At 42.1% G+C, this 22,630-nt stretch carries 26 protein-coding genes and 2 pseudogenes; 5 read left to right on the forward strand and 23 right to left on the reverse strand.

Annotated elements, in window-relative coordinates; all coding sequences use genetic code 11:
- Positions 1–16 precede the first annotated feature (16 nt).
- From ACU6U9_RS20520 to ACU6U9_RS20540, 5 genes are read right to left on the reverse strand one after another with little or no spacing between them, the layout of a single operon-like run.
- Positions 17–841 carry a DUF2797 domain-containing protein gene (locus tag ACU6U9_RS20520; protein ID WP_446736826.1) on the reverse strand — a complete coding sequence of 275 codons (825 nt, stop codon included), beginning with the start codon at positions 839–841 and terminating at the stop codon, positions 17–19.
- A gap of 28 nt (positions 842–869) precedes the next feature.
- Positions 870–1,127: a YeaC family protein gene (locus ACU6U9_RS20525; protein WP_446736827.1), complete on the reverse strand. Its 258-nt coding sequence runs from the start codon at positions 1,125–1,127 to the stop codon at positions 870–872.
- Positions 1,124–1,930, reverse strand: a complete 807-nt coding sequence (locus tag ACU6U9_RS20530) for a rhomboid family intramembrane serine protease (protein ID WP_446736828.1) — start codon at positions 1,928–1,930, stop codon at positions 1,124–1,126. The genes ACU6U9_RS20525 and ACU6U9_RS20530 overlap by 4 nt, the downstream gene beginning before the upstream one ends.
- 5 nt (positions 1,931–1,935) lie before the next feature.
- Positions 1,936–2,901: a metallophosphoesterase gene (locus tag ACU6U9_RS20535; protein WP_446736829.1), complete on the reverse strand. Its 966-nt coding sequence runs from the start codon at positions 2,899–2,901 to the stop codon at positions 1,936–1,938.
- A gap of 1 nt (position 2,902) precedes the next feature.
- On the reverse strand, positions 2,903–3,787 hold the full coding sequence (locus ACU6U9_RS20540) for an NAD(+) kinase (RefSeq protein WP_446736830.1): 885 nt from the start codon (positions 3,785–3,787) through the stop codon (positions 2,903–2,905).
- Between the two features lie 72 nt (positions 3,788–3,859).
- On the opposite strand from ACU6U9_RS20540, the gene ACU6U9_RS20545 reads away from it, so the two are divergent.
- Positions 3,860–4,795: a DUF1853 family protein gene (locus tag ACU6U9_RS20545; RefSeq protein WP_446736831.1), complete on the forward strand. Its 936-nt coding sequence runs from the start codon at positions 3,860–3,862 to the stop codon at positions 4,793–4,795.
- 8 nt (positions 4,796–4,803) lie between these two features.
- Here ACU6U9_RS20545 and ACU6U9_RS20550 read toward each other — a convergent pair whose 3' ends face one another.
- The 3 genes from ACU6U9_RS20550 to ACU6U9_RS20560 all read right to left on the reverse strand — a co-directional run bounded on the left by ACU6U9_RS20550 (position 4,804) and on the right by ACU6U9_RS20560 (position 7,456).
- The gene (locus ACU6U9_RS20550; RefSeq protein WP_446736832.1) at positions 4,804–5,694 is read right to left on the reverse strand and encodes a hypothetical protein; all 891 of its coding nucleotides are present in this window, start codon (positions 5,692–5,694) and stop codon (positions 4,804–4,806) included.
- 55 nt (positions 5,695–5,749) lie between these two features.
- Entirely contained in the window at positions 5,750–6,346 is a 597-nt protein-coding gene (rrtA, locus tag ACU6U9_RS20555) for a rhombosortase (RefSeq protein ID WP_446736833.1), read from the reverse strand.
- A gap of 174 nt (positions 6,347–6,520) precedes the next feature.
- Entirely contained in the window at positions 6,521–7,456 is a 936-nt protein-coding gene (locus ACU6U9_RS20560) for a recombination-associated protein RdgC (protein ID WP_446736834.1), read from the reverse strand.
- A 260-nt stretch (positions 7,457–7,716) separates the two neighbouring features.
- Here ACU6U9_RS20560 and ACU6U9_RS20565 point away from each other — a divergent pair, with 260 nt between their 5' ends.
- The gene (locus tag ACU6U9_RS20565) at positions 7,717–8,331 is read left to right on the forward strand and encodes a chalcone isomerase family protein (protein WP_446736835.1); all 615 of its coding nucleotides are present in this window, start codon (positions 7,717–7,719) and stop codon (positions 8,329–8,331) included.
- A gap of 1 nt (position 8,332) precedes the next feature.
- Here ACU6U9_RS20565 and ACU6U9_RS20570 read toward each other — a convergent pair whose 3' ends face one another.
- The gene (locus tag ACU6U9_RS20570) at positions 8,333–8,953 is read right to left on the reverse strand and encodes a tRNA-uridine aminocarboxypropyltransferase (protein ID WP_446736836.1); all 621 of its coding nucleotides are present in this window, start codon (positions 8,951–8,953) and stop codon (positions 8,333–8,335) included.
- Positions 8,954–8,961: 8 nt separating this feature from the next.
- On the opposite strand from ACU6U9_RS20570, the gene ACU6U9_RS20575 reads away from it, so the two are divergent.
- Positions 8,962–9,567, forward strand: a complete 606-nt coding sequence (locus ACU6U9_RS20575) for an RluA family pseudouridine synthase (RefSeq protein WP_446736837.1) — start codon at positions 8,962–8,964, stop codon at positions 9,565–9,567.
- Here the strand turns inward: ACU6U9_RS20575 and ACU6U9_RS20580 are convergent, their stop codons facing one another.
- The 8 genes and pseudogenes from ACU6U9_RS20580 to ACU6U9_RS20615 all read right to left on the reverse strand — a co-directional run bounded on the left by ACU6U9_RS20580 (position 9,568) and on the right by ACU6U9_RS20615 (position 16,118).
- Positions 9,568–10,017, reverse strand: a complete 450-nt coding sequence (locus tag ACU6U9_RS20580; protein WP_446736838.1) for an acyl-CoA thioesterase — start codon at positions 10,015–10,017, stop codon at positions 9,568–9,570.
- Between the two features lie 91 nt (positions 10,018–10,108).
- On the reverse strand, positions 10,109–10,963 hold the full coding sequence (locus tag ACU6U9_RS20585; protein ID WP_446736839.1) for an alpha/beta fold hydrolase: 855 nt from the start codon (positions 10,961–10,963) through the stop codon (positions 10,109–10,111).
- Positions 10,960–11,745 carry an alpha/beta hydrolase gene (locus ACU6U9_RS20590; protein WP_446736840.1) on the reverse strand — a complete coding sequence of 262 codons (786 nt, stop codon included), beginning with the start codon at positions 11,743–11,745 and terminating at the stop codon, positions 10,960–10,962. The genes ACU6U9_RS20585 and ACU6U9_RS20590 overlap by 4 nt, the downstream gene beginning before the upstream one ends.
- Positions 11,745–13,055 (reverse strand): TraB/GumN family protein, encoded by a 1,311-nt coding sequence (locus ACU6U9_RS20595; protein ID WP_446736841.1) that lies wholly within the window; start codon positions 13,053–13,055, stop codon positions 11,745–11,747. Before ACU6U9_RS20595 ends, ACU6U9_RS20590 begins: the two co-directional genes overlap by 1 nt.
- A complete protein-coding gene (locus ACU6U9_RS20600; protein ID WP_446736842.1) occupies positions 13,048–13,404 on the reverse strand; it encodes a DUF4389 domain-containing protein in 357 nt (118 codons plus the stop codon). The genes ACU6U9_RS20595 and ACU6U9_RS20600 overlap by 8 nt, the downstream gene beginning before the upstream one ends.
- A 1-nt stretch (position 13,405) precedes the next feature.
- Complete coding sequence (locus ACU6U9_RS20605; RefSeq protein ID WP_446736843.1) at positions 13,406–14,443, reverse strand: NAD(P)H-dependent glycerol-3-phosphate dehydrogenase; 1,038 nt, start codon at positions 14,441–14,443, stop codon at positions 13,406–13,408.
- A 7-nt stretch (positions 14,444–14,450) separates the two neighbouring features.
- Positions 14,451–14,934: pseudogene (locus ACU6U9_RS20610) on the reverse strand (STAS domain-containing protein).
- Positions 14,935–14,936: 2 nt separating this feature from the next.
- Positions 14,937–16,118, reverse strand: coding sequence for a response regulator (locus tag ACU6U9_RS20615; RefSeq protein WP_446736844.1), 1,182 nt, complete (start codon positions 16,116–16,118; stop codon positions 14,937–14,939).
- Between the two features lie 231 nt (positions 16,119–16,349).
- On the opposite strand from ACU6U9_RS20615, the gene ACU6U9_RS20620 reads away from it, so the two are divergent.
- Positions 16,350–16,646, forward strand: a complete 297-nt coding sequence (locus tag ACU6U9_RS20620; RefSeq protein ID WP_446736845.1) for a PilZ domain-containing protein — start codon at positions 16,350–16,352, stop codon at positions 16,644–16,646.
- A 50-nt stretch (positions 16,647–16,696) separates the two neighbouring features.
- Here the strand turns inward: ACU6U9_RS20620 and ACU6U9_RS20625 are convergent, their stop codons facing one another.
- Positions 16,697–17,425 carry an MlaA family lipoprotein gene (locus tag ACU6U9_RS20625; protein ID WP_446736846.1) on the reverse strand — a complete coding sequence of 243 codons (729 nt, stop codon included), beginning with the start codon at positions 17,423–17,425 and terminating at the stop codon, positions 16,697–16,699.
- Between the two features lie 196 nt (positions 17,426–17,621).
- On the opposite strand from ACU6U9_RS20625, the pseudogene ACU6U9_RS20630 reads away from it, so the two are divergent.
- Positions 17,622–18,773, forward strand: a pseudogene (locus ACU6U9_RS20630) (IS4 family transposase).
- A 58-nt stretch (positions 18,774–18,831) separates the two neighbouring features.
- On the opposite strand, the gene ACU6U9_RS20635 reads toward ACU6U9_RS20630, so the two are convergent.
- The 5 genes from ACU6U9_RS20635 to ACU6U9_RS20655 all read right to left on the reverse strand — a co-directional run bounded on the left by ACU6U9_RS20635 (position 18,832) and on the right by ACU6U9_RS20655 (position 22,494).
- A complete protein-coding gene (locus ACU6U9_RS20635; RefSeq protein WP_446736847.1) occupies positions 18,832–19,716 on the reverse strand; it encodes a porin in 885 nt (294 codons plus the stop codon).
- Positions 19,717–20,006: 290 nt separating this feature from the next.
- Positions 20,007–20,603: an HvfX family Cu-binding RiPP maturation protein gene (locus ACU6U9_RS20640; protein WP_446736848.1), complete on the reverse strand. Its 597-nt coding sequence runs from the start codon at positions 20,601–20,603 to the stop codon at positions 20,007–20,009.
- Between the two features lie 2 nt (positions 20,604–20,605).
- On the reverse strand, positions 20,606–21,349 hold the full coding sequence (locus ACU6U9_RS20645; RefSeq protein WP_446736849.1) for an HvfC family RiPP maturation protein: 744 nt from the start codon (positions 21,347–21,349) through the stop codon (positions 20,606–20,608).
- Entirely contained in the window at positions 21,342–22,154 is an 813-nt protein-coding gene (locus tag ACU6U9_RS20650) for an HvfB family MNIO-type RiPP peptide maturase (RefSeq protein WP_446736850.1), read from the reverse strand. The genes ACU6U9_RS20645 and ACU6U9_RS20650 overlap by 8 nt, the downstream gene beginning before the upstream one ends.
- A gap of 19 nt (positions 22,155–22,173) precedes the next feature.
- Positions 22,174–22,494 carry an HvfA family oxazolone/thioamide-modified RiPP metallophore gene (locus ACU6U9_RS20655; RefSeq protein WP_446736851.1) on the reverse strand — a complete coding sequence of 107 codons (321 nt, stop codon included), beginning with the start codon at positions 22,492–22,494 and terminating at the stop codon, positions 22,174–22,176.
- Positions 22,495–22,630: the final 136 nt, after the last annotated feature.

A 22,630-nucleotide genomic window follows, 5' to 3' on the forward strand; every position in this document is an offset into this window, starting at 1 on the left:
TATCCTTAATCCGCCATTAGCATTCGATTGATACTAAATAAGACGTGTATTTGCGTAAATTAATGACGCCTGTATCCAAAATTAAATACTGCCCTTTAATTCCCATTAGCGTGCCTTGTGCTACTGGGTCTTTATCTAAATTAAAACTACTGACTTTAGTTGGATACTGGTTCACTGGGTATTTAAATGTATGCTGATCCGCGTCATAAATTAATTGTACGGCTTGCAAGCCATAATGGCCTTGTAGCTCTTCAATCTCTTCATGACATATTTCAAATAACTCATCTCGCTTAGCGGCTAAATCTAAGTCGAGTGCATCTTGTTTTAATAATGTGCGCCAATTAGTTTTATCAGACACATGTTGCTTAAAAATCACCTCTAATAAACCGGATAACTGTCGAGTGGCCACACGTGCGATTGGTATAGCTTGCATGGCCCCCTGATCCAGCCAACGAGTTGGAATTTGGCTATGCCGAGTAATGCCTACTTTAATACCAGATGAGTTTGCAAGATAAACAATATGATCTTGCATACAAAATTCTTCGCCCCAGCTTGGCTCTCTACAAGTGCCTTTATCAAAATGACACTTCTCTGGGCTCATAATACAAGTATCACATTGCGCTAAGCGACTAAAGCACGGATAACAATATCCTTGCGCAAAGCTTTTTTTACTTTGGCGTCCACAAGCTTGGCAATGAATATCGCCTAAGTACTCTATACGTATCGGCTGGCCAAGCTTTTCATTGAGTGGAATAAGCTGATCGTCTAAACGTATTTGATACTGGGCATCTTCGGTCTCAGCCGATATACCCATTTTTCTAAGGTGACCTTGGTACTTCATAAATTATATGTGCTCAGGCTTATTCTTATTATTCGATTATTTTAATAGGTTGCTCGCCATCATCTGCGATTTTTTTCTTACGTTTATTTGTCGTATCCACATACCCTACACGCTCGACTTCAGGAATGTTATGTAGATGCTCATATCGAATAAGTGCTTCTAAGCTATTTTCTTTTTGCTCGGGGGTCACCGCGCGACCATCACCCCAACGACCTAATTCTAAGGCTTGTTTCATATTGTTATAAATCGCAGGCGTCATGGACGCAATTAAATCTTCAATGTTCATACATTCTCTTTTTTAACAAATAAATAAAATGGGAGAAATAAAACCGCACCACAAATAAGGCCGCTAATATGAGCCGTGTTAGCCATATTGCCTAGGCCAATAAGTGCAAAAAAAGGCGTAAGACCTAATAAGATCCAGCCAATAGCCAAATAAAACAGTCCGTTAGGGATGAATAACGGACGGTAAAAAGTTTGAAACACAAAAGCAAAACCAATAAGGCCGTATACCACGCCAGAAAGCCCACCAAACAAGGGGCCTGACACAAATAACTGGCTGTAATTACTGACCAAAGCAATACACACGACCAATGTTAAATAACTAATAAAAGAAAGTTTTCGCTCTAAAATAGACCCTAAATACCAAAACGATAGGCTATTGAACACTAAATGCTCAATACCAAAATGCAAAAATATAGGGCTAATGCTGTGCCATAAATTTGCAATACCGGTATAAGGAATCCAACCTCGGGGGTAATACTGCATTTGTGCGATGAAAAAAAAGTCGAGAAACTGCTCACCTAACTGGGTCAGTAATGCCACCGCTAAACTGATCACAATAAAAGTGGTCGTGATGGGTAATTGCTTTAAATTTTGAATACTGAGAGCGTGCTGTTTTTGCTGATTTTGTGCGTTTTTATAAGCATTATAAGCTTTAATAACGGGCTCAATTAACTGTGGGTCGTCTAGCCAGAGTTCACTCGTGCCGTTTACTTGTTTAACTTCGTAGCCAATACCTTGTTGATTTAATTCATGCAACAAAGGTTCTATAGGGTGTTGATCATCACAATGACAGGCAAACGGCATGGGCGTTAATCTTCTTTTCTTTCTACGCGGGTCCAGCAAAATTTATCTGGGTCCAAACAAGTTTCATCATCCATACGATACGCCACCAAACGCCCATACTTCACAGCACTATAATCCAAGCATGCAATGTTATGGGTAATAGGGCCCGGAATACCTTTCATCCAATAATGACCGATAAATAAGGGTTTTTCGTCTGGGCCATAATATAAAAGTTCTTTACGGTCTGCTTTTGTGATGGCTTTTTCCGCAATGTCTTCAGGCAAAGGGTCTGGCTGAAACACTATTTCGTCATACACTTCTGGCTCGTCTTCCCAAAATTTAGTTCGGAAAAAGTGACGAACAAAGCCATCTTTCGCGGTAATGCTACGACCATCGGGCAGCTTTAAAGCTGTGCCTCGTGTCAACCGATCCACCAGCTGACCTTCAAATGAATGACGATCCATGGATGCGTGCAAAAACTCTTCATCCATGTAATTACGGTCGTAACGCCCCTTCATCTCACTGATCAACTGATGATCCCAGCAAGCGTGCACCGCACGAAAATGTTCAAACTCTTCGTATAATGGCAATGTTAAAAACCACGACAAATACTCACGCCACTCTTGCGGGTAAGGCTCAAACTGGCGCATGGTTTCTTCAACAATAAAGGTGTTTCTTGAGGTGTGCTCACGCAGAAATGGGTGCTCGCTACCTGGCCGCGATGGCGTACAAAACGCCAATACATTGTACTCATGATTACCCATAATCAAATGAGCATGCCCCCCTTCGACCATGTCACGCACGACATTGAGTGCTAAGCGAATATTCGGGCCACGATCCACAATATCGCCAATAAATACCACTTTGCGACCTTTGGGATGTTGGTATACGCCATTAACCTTGCGGTAGCTCATTTGTTCAAGCAAGTGACAGAGCGTTACGCCACAACCATGAACATCGCCAATTAAGTCATAGCCTTGTACCGAGGCCATATTAGGCTTCTCCGTACTGGGTAGCCCAGCCTAATTTAGTACGGCACGTTTCATAAAAGTCATGATCAAGCGGGTGAATCAAGCGCGCTTTGTGCGCCATCTTGCGAATGGTCACCGTATCCCCAGGCGCCGCTGTAATATGAACTTGTCCATCACAGCTGATCTGCGGGTACACGTCAATGTCTTCACTAATGGTGATTTTGACTTCACTGTTCGCGTCAATCACGATTGGACGTGAACTAAGCGTGTGAGGGAACATTGGCACCAATGCCACCGCATCTAATTTGGGGTGCATAATAGGGCCGCCACCACTTAAAGCATACGCCGTAGAACCCGTTGGCGTACTAACGATCATACCGTCACTGCGCTGGTGATATACAAATTGACCTTCTATGGCTAAATCAAATGCAATCATTCGCGCTGATTTACCTGGGTGTAAGATCACATCGTTAAGCGCTTCACCATAACCAATTGGCTCACCATTACGCTTCACTTCAGCTTCTAACATAAAGCGGCGTTCGGTAATGTACTTCCCTTCTAATACTTCCTGCACCTTTTCTTCAAGGTTGTCAGGATTAATGTCGGTTAAAAACCCTAAGCGTCCACGGTTCACACCGAGAATAGGCACATTTGATTTAACCAGCGCACGCGCCGCACCCAATAAGCTGCCATCACCGCCCACTACAATCACTAAGTCACAAATTTCGCCCATCATTTTAGGGCTGCAAACCTGTAAACCATGGCCCATCATGACGGAGGCTATTTGCTCTTCGAGAATGATATTGATACCTTCATCCGCTAAGAAGCGACGCAAACGCTTAATCGTTTCGATCACCTTTGCGCTGTTTAGTCGGCCGATGATGCCAATATTACGAAATTCATCCATTTGAATACCACAAACCTTACGTGAATATGAGCTGTTTATACCACAAACTAGCCTAAATTTGGACTGTAGAAATTGCCGATAAAGTATAATTCTCCATCCGTACGCCACCTTGCATGGTGTTTATTTAGCGAACAGATGGCCATTACAAATACACCCATCCTTACTATTGAGCCTAGCCAAGAGTTGCTCAATTGGCTTAGTATTTTAGATGAAAATCCTCAACCACTAGAAGAATATCTAGCCAATCACAATCGCGTTTTACTCGGCAGCTATTTTGAATGCCTTTGGCAGTTCTTCTTTCAACATAGCCCTCACTGGCAACTATTGGACCACCACATCCAGATCATCGACGCCAAACAAACCATTGGTGAACTTGATATTTTAGCCCGAGACAATCAACATAACTGTGATTACCACGTAGAGCTAGCCGTAAAATTTTATCTCAAACAACCCCATAGTTCAGGTGAGGCGTTGCAAGATTGGTTAGGGCCACAAAGCCATGACCGGCTTGATTTAAAACTAAACAAACTGACTAATAAACAAATCCCTTTTTTACATCATAGCGCCACACAAGCTGAATTGCTTAAACGAGGCCTGCCTCTAGAGCCGTTACAGGCGCTCATAATGAAAGGCTATTTATTTGAACCTTGGCCGACATCTAACGTGCGATATCACACTGATATCAACCCCAATATCGAACATGCTTACTGGTTACATTACCAACATATTCAAACCCTATTTAAACAAACTGACGATATAACGCACTGGGTTATTTTGCCCAAATCACACTGGCTCGGACACTACCAACACAATGAAAGTAACGATATTGCGCTGCTAAGCAATGACAATGCGAAACACATTATTGATCAACATTTTGCAGGTTCAGCCTACCCATTTGCTCTTATGCTTGCAGGCATGCAAGGAGACGCTGACAACTTAGCTGAATCAAAACGGTTTATGTTGGTGCACAATAATTGGCCAACACAAATTAGCGCTCGTAAAGATTAATAATGATTTTAAAAAGAGATACTAGGACGTAACACAAATGCGGTATTGGAATGCTCTAAGCTTAATGGCCCTGAATATTTTTCTTGAGTCTCTCGAACAAAACCAATGCCTAATGATATTACCCAGCCCAAATCGATTAATGGAATTTTTTTATCGATAATAATTTGCTGGCCAATGGTTTTGCCAGTACGCTGGCTCACGCGATATTTAAATTCAATTCCCCCGTTTTTAATCCACGAATATATATCACCATATTCTTCAATTCGCTCACGCTTCAATGCCACATAATATTCATCTGTGACAAAGGGATTGTTATGTACTTTTGTGCCCACTCGAAACGACCAACTTAGCAAGCGCCCTTGCGTAATTTGATCCCCCTTGATCTTCCATTCAAACTCACCCCAGCGATCCTGTACCAATTCGTTTTTTCGGATGTGTAAATGACCATAACTCGCCAAATAACCCATAAACCCTTTGCTTTGAGAGTCTTCAGATACAGGTGTATTTTTAGTACGATATTTAACCATATTACCTAAAAACAAAGACACCGCATAAGGCTCTTCAAAACCAGCCGTCACCACTTCAACTAAGTTTAGTTTTCGGGTCACCGTCATATCATCATAAACATCTTCGGCTTCGTCGCTTTTTAAAAGCACACCAAAAGCAGGCATTGGATTCAAACTCGCTTCTAATAAGATGAATCTAGGAAGGTAAGAGCTGAAAAACAAATTAGAATAAACCTCAGCTTCGGTGCGCTCACCTAACTCAGGGATGGGTGATTTATCGAGTGTTTGGTAATAAGCAATATTGCTGTAATAAGGATCAACTTCATATTCCCACTCGCCAGCATAAGCAAGCATGCTCCAATAAAAGCTAACCACACCACAACAGAATCTCATTACTTCCCCATAGTGATCGTACCAATAGGATCACTACAAAAGTGTAGAAGCAGAATTAGTCGTACGCGGGAAATTTCAGATTATTTTTCACTAAAAAGCCTAATAAAATAGCCAGACCAAATAAGCCGCCTATCAAATGGGCATCAATATAGACAAATCCACCAATGGCCTCACCTAGCCCATTATCTTGGTAATAAACACTTTGCTCCCAAAATAGCTTGCCCACCACCAAAGCGATCAACGCATACCGGCGCCATAAGGCCAAACTTTTACTAAAGTAGGCCGCCAATACAAACAAACCATGCAGCACACCCGATGCACCAACGTAATAATAGGTCATGCCATCTATAACGATATAAACAGAAATTAAGACACTGCACACACTATAAAAGGTCAGCCATAACCAAGCTCTCCCTGCAGGATTGATAAGCGCAATCAAGACAAAGCCGGCTGCATTGAGCAAACCGTGTATCCAGCCTAAATGCACAAAGTGAGCGCTCAGTAAGCGCCAAAACTCGCCTTGAAACACCGCGCCTTCGTCGTATCGCAGCCAAGATTTTAACCACGGGTTAAGGGTCACTAACAACAAAGTGAAAACAGCCAAGCACAAAGGCCAAACAGCAAGGGAATATCGATGAGCGAGTGCAAACATATGAAGATAGCTTTATTAAAAGCCACACTGTAACAGTACCAAAAAGGAAAACAAAACACGCGGTAAGACAAAGACAAAACAAAGCCGACTATCGAACTTCCTGACCTTATTTTGTCTTGCCTTAGTAAAACTTAGCAAGCTTTAGCCAGCTTGCCATCATTACACAAAGGATTGTCAGTATTTGTCTGCCACTGAAAAGGCTCTATCCTGACTAGCCAGAAGGGCTTTATCCAGCCCCCCCATGGTTTCAAGTAACGCTTGGCAAAACGGGACTAACCAGTTGCAGCTTAGTGCGAACTCATGAGCAAACCGTGCCTCGTGGCCCTCAGAACTGTCTGGCGCTTCCTCTTGCTCAAGTAACAGCTTAATGCGCTTAATTGAAAGGTCGTCTTGCAGTATAAAACTCACGTTTTCACGCCATACCAACGCTAACTTACTAACAATTTTACCTGCATCCATGTGCACGTTTAATTCATCGGTTAATAGATCTTGATTGCGTGCTCGAACTAAAGCACCTTCTGCGTCTTGCAGCTCGACTTCTTCACCTAGAGCCCAGTCTTGTGGTAACGAAAGCGGGTTTTGAAGCCACGACGTCATCACATGACTCGGTGAATTGTCAGAGTTCACCAGCGACACAGGTAAACCATCCAATGTTTCACGTAAGAATGCGGTTGCGTCATCTGCACTTTTCGCACTGCCCGACAACACCATCAACCAACCCTGTCGAGGAAAAACCAGAATCGGTAAACGACTCGACTTAGTAAATGCTTTTGGCAATAACGTTTGAGTCAAATCGTCTTTCATTTGCTGGCGAATCTTACGACTAGGCTTATACCCTTCGGCCTGTTCAAACTCTTCTACCTTAACCTGCAAATGCTCATTGACTACCGATGCAGGCAACAAGCGTTTTTCTTGTTTGAGCATTAACAGTTGAGCACCATGGGCTTCATACACTCGCTCCCCTGAGTCAACAGCGCTCACCCAGCCCTGGGATGACAATTGCTGAGACAAACAAGGCTCAAACGGTTTGGTAGAGAGCTTTTCGTCTAATGCCTCACCTGCTGGTAAAGGTTTATTTAAAACGTACCAATAAAAATTTTTAACCTGCATACACGACCTCTTAGTAGCCGCGCATTATGCCCAAATCCCCTGCTATTTCACAGCACCATATTGATGCCATATTTAAAACACCGCGGGGCTTATCACGACATTATTGGCAAATTTGGCCTAATTAGACACTTATTGTTTTAAGTGCAATTTGGGCATACCTTTGTTTACACAAAACGTTACCCTATTCACAAAATAGAATTGAATCACGTCACGCTTAAATGATATAAGTCCCTCACACTAATAAAAATAAGAGCCTACCTATGAGACTCATTAGCGCTATATTACTCCTAGTTACATCTAGCTTGCTTATGCATAACGCTAATGCATATGAGGTGGCCGATATCAACCTAAGCGAAGTGGTTCCTGCCAATTCAGAGCGACCGGAACTGCATCTAAATGGCGCCTCATTACGCGAGCTTTATCTGTTGATAGAAACCTATGTGGGTGCTCTTTATTTAGAAAAACCATCGACAAATGCCCAAGAAATATTAGACAGCGATACCCATAAGCGCATGGTATTCCATGTCATGATGAAGCGAGTTGGCGCACGCCGTATCGCTAACGCACTACAAGAAGCGCTCGTCATGAATGTCACAAAAGAACAACACAAAGCATTAAGCAGTGAGATTGAACAAATGCTGAGCTACTTTGACGGTAAAATGCACCGCGGTGAAGAGGCCATTTTCGATTACATTCCAGGTAAAGGCACACAGGTCACAATCAATAATCAAATCAAAGGGCTTATCCCTGGTAAAGATTATTATCGCGCTATGCTTTCAATTTGGATTGGTGAAAACCCAGTGGGTCGCTCATTTAAAGATGACATGTTAGGTTTGAACCGTAAAAGCGAAAACACACAAGTAGCTGGCCAATAATTTAATCGTCTTGCTGATTTGCATAATGGGCCAAGAAAACATCTTCGCCCATTTTTTTTATCTGCATATCAATCATCGCATTAAATGGATTAAGCAGCCCCTCATACCCCTTGCCACCCGCTAAATAATGACAACCGTGCATCACCGCCTCTAACGTGGATACGCCACCGTCAATGCTACTAGATCGAATCTGATACTGGCTTTTCGGCACATTGGATAACGACACACACGGTAGCTGCGCAAGCCATGGATTCATATGCCAAATGCGCTTCGCTTTACGCCAAGTGCCATCAATGATAATCAGCGTTTTAATCTCTTCGGCTTTGGTAAGCGGTTGAGACACATCCCACTGTACGCTTTCATTTGAAGGGAATAGAACACGGCATGATTGCGGCTCATTCAAAAGGGTTTGCACCTGATGACAATGTTCAAACTCTTCACCTACAAGCACATCCAGTGGATCAATACAAAGCTGCAATAAAGGAACCGTTGCCAGTGCCTGTTTTTGCTCACTCGGGTGCTGTAGAATCAGTAGACGACATGGCGCCTGTAAATGAACTAAATACGGGCAAATACAAACTGCTAGCGGTCGCTGACAGTGCTCACATAATTTTCTTGGCATATTGCTCAATGCAGATATTATATCAGGATAAACATTTACTTGTGATCAACAAACCCAGTGGTTTGTTGTCACAGCCAGGTAGCTTAAACGATAGTGTTACCCATCGTTTAAAATCTGACTTTCCATTTTTAGGCGTTGTACATCGCTTAGACCAAGGCACATCTGGCATCATGGTGATCGCATTGAATCAAAAAGCGCTGTCTCACCTAGCCAAACAATTTCAATTTCGTACCACATTTAAAGTATACGAAGCCGAGGTATTTGGTCAATTACCTTTGATGAAAGGCCACATTGATTTGCCTCTGCGCTGTGATTGGCCAAATCGACCAAGACAAGAAGTACACTCAGAAGGTAAGCCATCACAAACACATTGGCACTGTGTTACATCGTCCGCTACGCGCAGTCGTGTGCTTTTAATACCTCATACTGGCCGCAGCCACCAACTTAGGGTACACCTTGCTAGCATAGGCCGCCCTATCATAGGTGATTACTTTTACGCCAAAGGTGACGCGCTCAATATGAGCAGCCGCTTACATTTACATGCAAAACGACTCACCATCAACCACCCTATTACCAACCAACGCCTACACTTTGAAAGTGACGCGCCCTTTTAACTAAGTTTGGGGTGCCGCTGAATTATTCGCAATACACAGCTCAATAAAGTCTTGCGGCAAAACGGGGGTTGGCTTTTTATTTTCATCAATGGCGACAAAGCTAAACACACCCGTAATAGCTTTCTCACAGCCATCTTGATATAAACTTTCAACGTACATATCTACGCGCACTTTTAAACTTGTGCGACCTACATGAATCACTTGTGCAATCAGTTCAACGACCGAACCCGCTGGTACTGCATGTTTAAAATCAATTTTATCTGAGCTGACTGTCACGATACGTTGACGACTAAAGCGTGTCGCCGTAATAAAAGACACTTCATCCATCCATTGCAATGCGGTGCCACCAAATAACGTATCGTGGTGGTTAGTCGCATCTGGGAATACCGCTTTGGTAACATGTGTTTTTGCTAAGGTTTTACGGTGAGCAATAATTTCTTCTAACGTCATAATTTTTTCCATCTACGATGAAAACAGTCTGGACGAAATCGGTCATTATTGCCAATGATGAATTTTCACTCAAGCCATGAACGGTTTGAGGTTAATGACAATTTGATGCAAAAAATGCCTCAATAATGGATGCAATAGCGGTAACATCACCATCTAAATGCAGATGATGACCGCCATCTAACCAATGTAATTCATGCTTCGCTGAAATATTCCTCCAACGTTCATTCACTTTTTTTTCTGTAAATAAACCATCTGTTGCAAAAACACCCAACACAGGAGACGTGATACTTGCAATAAAACGTGTAATCACCTCTTCAGGCAGCCGCATCATTGAGGTGTAACGCAAGCGTTTATCATTTGCCCATGCGTAACCCTGTTCTGTTTTTGTTAGGCCACGCTCAACAATTTTCTCAGCAGAAGGAGCCGATAATTTTAATGGGCCGTTCATTCTAGCGTGAATAAATCCCTGGGTATCATGCCGTGACTTTTGCTCTGTATTGTGTTTTTTCATACTGACAATAGCCTGCGCCAATCGCTCCGGCGCTGTTTTAATATCACCAGCCATAGGACCAATGGCTTCAATTAATGTAAGACTGCGTAAGCGATGAGGAAACGTGCCGGCATATAATGTGGCCATGGCCGCTCCCATTGAATGACCAATAACATGGCAGTGCTTCCACTGGAGTGCGTCTAAAATATGCTCAACATCTTCAACACCCGCCCACAAATGATAATGTTGATGATCAGGCCAATGGCCGCTTAAACCGTGGCCCGGTAAATCAACCGCCACCACATGACACGTTTCCAACAACGGCCCTAACTGTGAAAAACTTTCTGCATTGTCTAACCAACCATGCAGCGCCAAGACTTTTGGCCCACTTGGGTTGCCCCATTGCAAACAATGGATGTCGATCCCTTTTATGTGTAACTTAATCGAAGGATTCATAACGCCTCAATAATGGCTTGAATATGATCTGCTGTTTCTTCAGGAAACTCGAGCGGGAATAAGTGCCCACCCTGCACTTGCATTACATTCATCACATTTTTTCGTTTAATTTTTTTAATCAACGCGGGCCGTACAACATCACTTGTTTCACCATACAGCAATGTTGTTGGTACATTAAACGGGGCGTTATAAAGAGAAATATTGTTAGGCAATGTGCGGTATATAGCGACTTCTGTATCGACCGAGTATTTTAACTTCAAACCATCATTAACCGATTCTGTCCCGTGACGAATATAATCATTCACGCACCTTGGATCGGCTTGTTTAAATAATGACTTACCTGAGAAGTATTCAAACGCATGACCGTGGTTATCAAATAGCTCTAAGCGCCCTTGCGTTCGCCCTGCAGGTGTAATGCGATCAATAAACTGGAATCGCTTTGCTAAACCTATCACCCATGATGTAACGCCATCTAATAACGGCGGATCAAGCAATATAATATGTTCAAATAATTCGGGTTGTTTACGAGCGGCTAAATAGATTAAAACGCCACCCATACTATGGCCAATGGCAATGACTGATTTACTATGTTGTTTTTTAATATCGTCTATTAATTCATCAACTAGGTGTACCCAATTATTTGATATTGGATAGTGATCTTGATGACCATGCATATCTAAAAAATGAACATCAAAGTTACCGGACAAACGATTCAGCATTACGTCATAGCTTCTTGCTGGAAATCCATTTGCATGACAAAAGTGTAAATTAGCTGTATCCATTACCAAGGGCTCATTTTTAAATCCGGTGGCGTGACAGCATAACCTTGTCCGCGCAATAAATTAAGTAAACCTTCGTCACCTGGCAAATGTAACGCGCCAACGGCAATAAATGCTCGACCTTTTTCTAATTCTGGCAACATGCGTTCAAGCATTTTAAGGTTACGCTGATTAATTAATGAATCCATTAGGCGGCTGGCCAATTCATCATCTTTACTTTGCAATTCCATGCTGCGTCGATAAATTTCATCTAGGTCGCCTTTTAAATACGCTTGCACCAGTTTTTCATTTAAATCTTGCACAACCGGCAAAAAATTTAACGAATCTTTTAATAATGTTATCTGGTCATTACGATTCAAGTTATCAAAAACAGATAACTGCTCCTGTAAGGTTTCAAGTGCACATAATTGCTTATATTGGTGTACGCCCCAGTGATATAGTTGTTCATCTAAGGCGTAGCCGCCTTGGCTTTGCGGACGACTCATTACAATCATGGCAGCCCAAGGTTTTAAATAAACCGCTTCAAGAGGCGTCATACCGCGCCGATTCAATTCTAAACTTAAGCGATTAAATAGGCGATCACCTAAAATTTCATCAAGAAACTGGCCTTCTGGTAGTAACATAGCACGGCCAATGCCTACTTGTGTTTCTCGATCGGGTAGGATTTCAAGACATAATGTTTTAGCTTCATTAAAGCGATGAATAATTTGCTTATCTAAATCTTTAACACGTTTATCATCTATATGTATGGTGCCGAATAAATAAGAAGGCGGCAGTTGCGGCTTATGAATTCGCCATAACAAACCTGGGCCCACTTGAGCCTGAAGGTAGGGAGAAAAAAGAAAAACTAATAAGAGGACAAAATGCCTTCGCAACATTCCACATTGACCTGCAAATACCTCTGACGTAATCGAGACAATGGCCGCTGTTTCAATATATCGACCCCGGGTGCTGCCATCACATAAATGCGTCGTTAAGCGCCCTGCAAACGTTTGATGACAAACCAGTAAAATATTTAAGTTATCACCTTTAATACAGAGTAGTTGATCTAAAGCAGGCTGAGTAGGCACGTCAGGTGTAATCCAATCGACTGTTTCATACCGCTGAGAACTAATAGATTGAGTTTGCAGTATTTCCCAGGTTTGCTGAGCGCGTAAATAAGGGCTAACAAATACATGGGTAAATGCTTCATCTACAATAGCTTGAGCATTGACTGAGACTTGCCTGCGCCCTTCATCGGTAAGAGGACGCAGCTCATCTGTTTTAGCCATTGATTGCGCTTGTCCATGACGCATAACCCAAAGTTTATGCATCGCTTTGATCAGATGCTTTCTTTGTTTTAGGCGAGATCTTACGAGTTGTTTTACGCGGTGACCTTGTTGTTGTTTTTTCTACAGGCCAATCTGTAAACGGATACGGCTTTTCTTCGTTGTTATAGCTTAAGTAATCAATAATTTGTGCCACATACAAACTTAAACCTTTGGCAAAATTACTCAGACCTTGATTGGCATCACCCGTCAATAAAACATAAAACCACTGACTAATGGCAACAAGCAGTACAAGAATATCAACAATGCGATATACAACAAAAAATAGCACCATAAATACACTGCGCAACCAGAATGATTCTGATTTTATATTGTCCTTCCACTGCTTATCCATGCTATGCCCCTCTTGGTAAAGAAAATTCTACGTCCGTATTATGATCGCCTGTCATCAAGGTGTTAGCCACTTCGTCTACTTTCACACCTTCAAACAAAACAGCATACAATGCATTCACCAATGGCATGTAGATGCCCATTTCATTAGCTTCATTACGTACGTAACGCAACGTATTAATACCTTCGGCGACTTCGCCGAGTGATTCGGTTGCTTGCTCTAAGCTTTCACCTTTGCCTACCGCATAACCCACACGGTAGTTACGACTTAACGGCGATACACAGGTGGCAACTAAGTCACCCACACCAGCAAGCCCTAAGAAGGTCATCGGGTTTGCACCTTGTGAAACCGCAAAACGGCTCATTTCTGCAAGGCTACGCGTAATTAACATGGCTTTTGTATTTTCACCAAAACCCAAAGCCGCTGCCATGCCGGTAATAATGGCATAAATATTTTTTAACGCCCCACCCAACTCTACGCCATACATATCGGCATTTACGTAAATTCTAAAAAACTTACAACTCAAACTTTGCTGGATAAAGTCACGCACACGTTTATCTTTACTCGCAATCACCGTCGCCGCTAATTGGCCCTGAGCAATTTCTTTCGCTAAGTTAGGCCCGCTAATTACCCCTACCGGATTAGTAGGAAACACACCGCGCAAAATATCACTCATCAAATTGAAACCATCGGGCTCGATACCTTTAGTGGTACTGATGAGAATTTGTTCTTTATCAACCAAGCCTAATGTGCGCTCAACAATTTCACGGAAGGACTTACTCGGTATCGCATAAAATAAAACTTGGCTGCCTTGAATGGCGTGGGCTAAATCATCTGTTGCATTAATGCCTTCGTGTAACTTAACGCCTGGCAAGTATTGCTTATTTTCATGAGTGTTATTGATATCAGCAACCGCTTGAGGGTTGCGCATCCACAAACTCACTTGAAAACCATTTGCAGCTAATATGTTGGCAATAGCAGTTCCAAAACTGCCACCGCCTAATACTGTGGCTTTTTGTGCTAAAGATTCTTGAGTTGTCATAAATTAATTAGTTTTCTTCTAAGCTTTTCACTAAATCCTGAAATGCATCGCGGTTATTTTGGTTCATATCCATTAGTAACTTATGAGCCTCTAATACGCGTTTTTTCATTTCTGCTTCAGTAACGGATTTAAGTGGTAATTCATCAAGGTATTCCACATGGGATACCAATGTCTTTTACGATATAAAATACTTGGTCAAACCCCATACTTAATAGGATTCGATTGATGTCATCTTGGGTAGAAACAATAGTAGGTAATTGACCATACTTTTCTTTGTAAAGAATAGAGATCTTTGCAAGCTGACCTAGGGATGTACTATCGATGCACTGGGTTTCAGTTAAATCAATAATCACGGTTTTAAACTCGTCACTTTCAAACATCTGATCGGTGTACTGATCAAGCGTGCTGCATAAGCTTAAACGTACATCACCGACGAATTTAATTATGTATATACCCTGGCTTTGAGCAACGAGAATTTTTCCCGTATTCATAGTCATTCTGTCCTAGACAATGTTAGCAATGTAATGTCATCTGGTATCTCATTGCCAGTATCTAATTTAAGCAAGGATTCCAAGTTTTCTATGGTCAATTGACCCTGCGTTACCCATTCTAATAAACAGGCTTCTTTCTCAGCTAATGAGGTATATGGCAAGACTTCAAGTATGCCATCGGATACGGCCACCAATTCAAACGATTGACCCAGTTCAACCTCATACGTTTCGTACTGCGCTGCTGCAAACAACCCTGCAGGTTGTGAGCGCCCCTCTAAGTAGTGTACACCAAATTCATTACTTAAGATGGGCATTGGAAATTGGCCCGCCACACTATAAGAAAGTGTCATAGATGGCAAATCAATCATGCCCCAGAATAAGCTAACATGCTTACCCAATTGAGCATCTACTAACTCTTTGTTTATTCGATTAATTACTTTATGCGGGCTGAGTAAATCATCACTGGATTGACGCTTCAAATTGCGTCTTAAACGATTACTCAGATTTTTAAGCAATACGGTGATAAACGCCGAAGACGCCCCATGACCGCTGACATCAGCAACATAAAATACAATTTTGTCGCTGCTAATAGGGAAATAATCAACGAAGTCGCCACTTAAATACAGGCTTGGGATTATATGATAATTGAACTCAATACCGGTCATTTGCGCCTGATTTTCAGGCAGCATGCGCTTTTGCACTTCTCGACCGGCTTGCTGATCTAGCCTGAGTTCTTCTAAACGGGTGGCTAGCTCTCGATTATTGCTTTCTAGCTGCGCACGATACGCAATGTTTTGTTCGATAAGACGTCGTTGCTTAAGGTTGCGAACGATACTGTGCTCTAACACTTCCATATCGAGAATAGGCTTAATCAGATAATCACTGGCACCAAGGCGTAATGCTTGTACCACATCTGCCATGACACCCGCGCCAGACACGACGATAAAAGGGGTATTAGGATGGGTTTTATTGATTTGCTTTAAAACAGACAAGCCATCCATGTTCGGCATACGCAGATCACATAAGACAATATCAGGCAGTTGACTGTTAAAACAGGCGACCCCTTCGTGACCATTTTCCGCTTCTATGACATCAAAACCACTGTCTTCGAGATAAGCTACAATGCTTTCTCGAACAATAGCTTCATCATCAATGACTAATACTCGACCACTTACCACACTCATGGATGCCTGCGCAGACTTGTTATTGTTTTTGCTGGGCCACCTTACATGGCAAATAGCCTGTTAGCAAGACACAGCAAAAGGCGAAAACAAGGTCAGGCATTAATTATACAAACCTCATGATTTTGTGTGAAAATTGTCACAGGTTTTGCATACTTATTAGACAGTTGCACGAATTACTGAAGTTTGACACAGTGACCACACACAGCGGCCCCTGGAAGAGGAATAAAAACAATGAACCTAGCCAAAGCCTACGAAGAAAAACGTGACTTCATACGCATGCGTGTTGAATCACCGTTAACCCTAACTTTAGGGGATCGGACTATTGAATGTATCTGCATCGACCTAAGTGGTACCGGCATGTGCATCGAAACCAAAGAAAGCTTGAACATTGATGATGAAGCGGTTGCGTACCTGCCTTCGTATCAAAATCAATTTGCCCCACTCAACGCATGTGTCAGCATTAAGCGACACATGGCCGATAATGGCTTGAATTATTATGGGGCTGAGATTATCGAGCTATTAAGCTAGCGTACCATCAAATAATTGGCGCCAGTGAACCCACACTGGCGCTACTTTCGCTAGAAATCGTCTTCGTATTCTTCGAAATCATCACCAAAATCATCTTTTACCTGCCCATCGTTATTCAAGAATTCACGACGCTGAAAATATAAGCTTCGAATAAAAGAATAGCGGTCACCGCTTATGATGCCCTCTGCAGGTACCAAATCCGCTCTTAAATCTAAGTATTCTGCAAATACACTGGTGTAATAAACTTGATCATTCTCAAGTGCTTGTGCCTGAGGATCAATCGCATTTAAACCCCAAGTATCCACCACAAACCCCGTGGCATCTCTTATTGTGCTGGGGCCGAGAATCGGCAACATCAAATACGGGCCAGACTCTATTCCCCAAGTGGCCAGCACTTGGCCCATGTCTTCATCATGCTTTGGCATGCCCATGTGACGAGCCACATCAAAAATACCGAGTACGCCAACAGTACTATTAACGATAAAGCGTCCGGTATCAGACAAGGCTTGTAACAATTTGCCCTGGGCAAGATCACTCACAACCACCAAGGGCTCACCTAAGTTACTAAATACGTTGGTAATGGCATCATCTACCACTTGTGGCGTCACATTTCGATAAGCCTGAGCCAACGGTTTTGCACTGTAGTAATCTACGGTTTCATTGAACTCGAACACTTGTCGATTCCAAGGCTCCCAGGGGTCTTTCTCATCAGCCGCCGCATTCCCCACAAATAATGAGAGCGTACAAAAAGCAGCCAAAATCAATCCGGCAATCTTCATAAAAACTTCCTAATGTATAAGCGTGGCCATTAAACCAAGGGACTTGCCCAAACTCAATGCAACAGCTTATACCAGAAACAAAAAAAGCCCCAATAAGGGCACTGCTGTCCCATAGATTGATGTAAACAAGAAAGCCTGAATCCAAATTGTTACAATGTGAGTGCGAACAAACGCTGTAATAACAAGGAATCAGGCTTTGTCACATTCTAACACTGCTTTTCACCAGTTGCTAAAACCTATTTCGAGACATGAATTTGAAACCTTGGCAAAGCAACATCACTCTGGTCAAAAATTGCGCTCTGCAACTCGATGGGACCAATTTATCGGCATGACCATGTCGCAACTTTGTGGCCGTCAAAGCTTGCGGGATATCGAATCTAATTTAGAAACGCAACAAGCCAAACTGTACCACCTTGGTGCCAAACCAATTGCTCGTAGCACACTTGCCAGAATCAATGAAAATCAGCCTTCGGAATTGTATCAATCTTTATTTTATACGTTACAGAACCGTTGTCGTCAGCCGCCCCATAAGCATAAATTTCGATTCAAAAACCCGCTATTTTCTTTAGACGCCAGCGCCATTGATTTATCCCTTAGTCTTTTTCCTTGGGCCGCCCATAGAGATGATACGGCCAATGTAAAACTCAGTGTGGCACTGAATCATGGCAATATGATTCCTGAGTTTGTTGCGCTCAGTGACGGCAACGAGAATGACATGATTGAAGGCCGAAAATTTGATTTCCCGCAAGGCAGTATGGTGGCCTTCGATAAAGGTTATATTGACTATCAATGGTTCGCAGACCTTACCAATCAAAGGGTTAGCTTCGTTACTCGCATGAGATTAGGCACTGTATTTGATGTCATCGAGCAGCGTGAATGCAACTCTGATAAGGGTGTCATCAGTGATCAAATTATTGAACTAAGCAGTGAGCACGCAAAAAAGAGGAACGCGCCAGTGCTGCGCTTGGTTAAATTTATTGATTTCGAAAGTGGTCGATAGTATTCATTTTTAACCAATAATTTTCAACTGGCTGCTACGACCATTGCCGCGATTTATAAAGAACGCTGGCAGGTGGAGCTATTCTTTAAAGCGCTTAAGCAGAACCTTAAAATCCATGCGTTTATAGGGCGTTCTAAAAATGCCGTTTTGACACAAATCTGGATTGCTATGATTACCTTTTTATTGGTGTCATTTGCTCGGTATTCGGCAAAGCAAGGCTGGACAGTTCAGCGTATATTACGCGTGCTTCAAGCCAATTTATTTGAATGCAAAACACTCAGGCAACTTCTCCAGCCTATTTCCTCTCGGCGTAAAAAAAGCGAACCTCAAATGAGGTTCACTTTATGAGTAGAAACTATGGGACAGCAGTGCCAATAAGGGGCTAATTTTTTACTATAGGCTGAAATTAGAACTTATGTTCTAGACCTAGCGCAATTGTTACTTCTGAATCACTAGTATCTGTTTCGAACTGATTCACATACAAGTAAGCTTTGGTAGTCTTAGCAAGCTTATGATCTGCACCTAGTGTGATACTTTCAGCGTCATTTGCTTTTTGGTCACCTGATAAGTACTGAACCTTATAAGTGTTGGCGCCCGCTTTCATTGCGGCATTCACACCGAACCCTAATTCATCTTCGTCACCTGCTACATCATCGCTATCAATCTGATTTAACAAAGCACCAAAGGATAAATCACCCATGCTGTAAATACCGGTCGCGCGAACCGTAGATTCATTACCTACTTTTGTATCGTAAGCAACTGCCGCATATAAAGAGTCAGCATTAAATATAGCATTCGCAGAATAGCCATCACTGCTGCCATCTTCAGCAAAAACAACAGATGCAGACACTTGAACAGCACCCATTTCTTCAGTGGTATAGTTTAAAGAGTTAGCAGCACGATTATCGCCAACTATGACATTCTTCATGTCAAATACATCATTAAATAAATCAAACTTGCCTTGAGACTTTTTAAGTGGCGTATCCATCACACCCATTTTCACAGTACCCATACCGGCATAATGCAAACCAACATAAGAATCACGCTGCTTGAAAACAGTCCCATCGCCATCGATGTCTGTTTCATATTCAGCTTGATACACGACTTTTGAAGAACCTAGGTCTTCAGAACCTTTAATACCCAAGCGGCTGGCATGGCTACTAACGCTGCCTTTTTCAGACTCATCATTATAATCAACTGACACATTCATTTTGCCATAAAACTGACTTTCGGCTTGTGCGCCAGAAATGAAGGCCATAGAGATAGCTGCGGCAATTAGGGGCTTTTTCATAGTGTTCACCTTTTTGTTTTTCAAGTTTTAGTGACAGTTATGTTACAAAGCTCATGTGACAGTTTTGTTACATTCTTTCACTTAAGTGACAGATTGATGAATTTTTTATGGTAATTAAACGCTAAAACGCGCCAATTACCTTATATGCCTAAAATATAGACAAGCTTAAGCAAAATAACACAATACTTATTAAGGAAAAGAGAAAATAACGGCTTTAAGAAAAATTAAAACAAAAATAAAGTTCGTTAGCGGGTACGAATGACCCGCTAACGGCAAAAAGTTAACAAAGGTTACTGCGCTTTTAACCAGTTTTTAAAATAAAAATCGACACTCACGTAACGACCTGCACCTTTAAATAGCAATACCGTGCACATCAGCAAATAGGTAGTGGCCCACTCAATACCATTATTACTAATAACGATATTGCCACGCCCTGTCAGCCATTCGTAATTACCGTGTTCTTGTAAAATTTCACGAGCAAACCCTAAGCGCGACATAACATCGTCAATATCATGTGATGCAAATGGCGAACTTGGATCTGCAACGGCTTGCCAGCCGTTAGGCCAATGTACCGCAAAGATGGCGACCAACATCGTCACAATAAGAGGAATGCTGATCCAACGAACAGCCAAACCCAGTACCAATAAAACCGCAGCACCCACCTCCGTCAATGTCGCAAGCCAAGCAAGAAATTCAGGGAACGGTAACCCTAATCCCCAATCACTGTTGCCAAACCACGCTGCCACACTGTCAATATCATTTAACTTGTTCATGCCTGCCAACCAAAAAACAGGGGCTAAATATAACCTAAGTGCTAATAACGGAATGAAGTCGAGCTTTGCAAGCTGATCCATACAAGACGATAGCGTTTTAATAAAGTGCATCATAATTAACTCAAGTTTGGTTTTCTAATCAGTTGAAGATCGACCCAATTGGAGACGGTTTCATATGCGCCAGGCAACAACTGCTGTAATGGCATATTGTGAGCGGTGGCAATTTCTTGCACAATTTGTTGAATAGTAAAACGTGTGTTGTTTTGTAATGCTTCAAACAATATATAACTTAATGGGTTTAACTCAACAAACTCCACTTCTTGTGACGCATCGCGATAAATTAATAAAAAGGTGGGCGCTTGCGAGATATTGTCATCTGATTCAATTTTATGCACAGCGTATTCATAAGCTTGTAGCCAAGCACATTCAACCGTCGCTAACACGTCTGTGTCTAAATTAACCATTGAAAGTTGATGACAATTTGACTCTACATAGGCATCAGCAAATAACTCCATCCACTCCCAATGAGCAAGTGAGTACGCATAACTTGGTAGTGCAAGTGTGTTTTCTTTATCTTTCGCTAAGTATTCTAAAAACTCTTCACTTATTTCTAAAAAATAAGGACTTTGGGATATATGCTCAACAAAAAAACGCCTAACCATTGTCTGCCAAGTCTTTTGTGATACACAACCTTTTAATACTGGAAATGTACCACTGATAAAACTTTCAACATTATTATAAAACAGTTCGCGATAAATATTTAAGCGTCGATCTTCAACGCCCTCTAGTGAGGTAACGTCAGCTGAACGAATACGTTGAGTAAACGTATCTTGTATCTCTTTAAAATCATGGCTAGGCATAATCGACCTCTTGCATGGTTTTAATTTGGTTCACTTCACTTAATAACTCGTCTATTGGTGGAAAGTTAAAATCACGTTCAAGCAATGTCGGTCTAACACCATGCGTATCATAGGCAAGCCTTAGTAACTGCCATACGTCATCTTTAACGGGTGCACCATGAGTATCGACTTTTAAATCATCCGCCTCATCGAAGTGACCAGCTATATGCATATAGGTAATCGCATCACTGGGTAACGCTTTAATGAAGGCAATCGGATCATAGTGATGATTAATGCTGTTTACATATACGTTATTCACATCTAGTAATAATTGACAGCCAGAGCGCTTCACAATTTCTTGAGTAAAGGTTAATTCGTCCATCTCACCAAACTTGGCATAAGTGGATACGTTTTCAAGAATTAATGGGCGCTGTAAAATGTCTTGTACATGCTGAACGCGCGATACAACGTGATCAATTGCATCTTGTGTAAATGGGATAGGAAGCAGGTCATACATGTGACCATTGTGGCTACAGTAACTTAAATGCTCGCTGTAGGTTTCAATTTGGTGTGTATCTAAAAATTGCTTAACCGCTTTTACAAACGTGATATCTAATGGGTCAGAACTGCCGATTGATAATGATAATCCGTGGCAGGCAAAGGGAAAGCGCTCAGTTAATGCTCTGAACGCTTTTCCAAAGCGACCACCAAGGCCAATCCAGTTTTCAGGTGCTACTTCAAAAAAATCTACTTGTTGCGTTGTCAACTGAGACAGTTCATCCAACATGCCTCTGCGCAAACCTAAACCTGAACCATTAATGGCCATGATGATTCCTTACAACTAATTAAGACTTACCGCCGCATTTACCTTCGCCGCATTTACCTTCTTTTTTAGTTTTGTCTTCGCCACATTTACCTTCGCCGCACTTGCCTTCTTTTTTGGCTTTGTCTTCGCCGCATTTACCTTCGCCGCACTTGCCTTCTTTTTTCGTTTTGCTTTCGCCGCACTTGCCTTCACCGCATTTGCCTTCGGCCATTACTTTATAGCCAGACTCAAGAGATTGAGACGTAAATGGGTTTTCAGCCGCAAGCGCTGTTGTTGCCATTGACGCTGCTAATGTTGCACCTAGTGCCATTGCCAGTGGTTTCATTTGTGTTTTAGCCATGAGAGTCCCCTCGATAAGCGATTAATGATTGAAAACAGTCTTTCTATTTTCATGTCTGGTTTGAGCAGACGCTTTCAAGATAGTTCATTTGAAAACAAAAAAAGAGGCTCAAGGCCTCTTTTTTATATAATTGGCT

This window comes from Pseudomonas sp. HK3 (assembly GCF_052920985.1).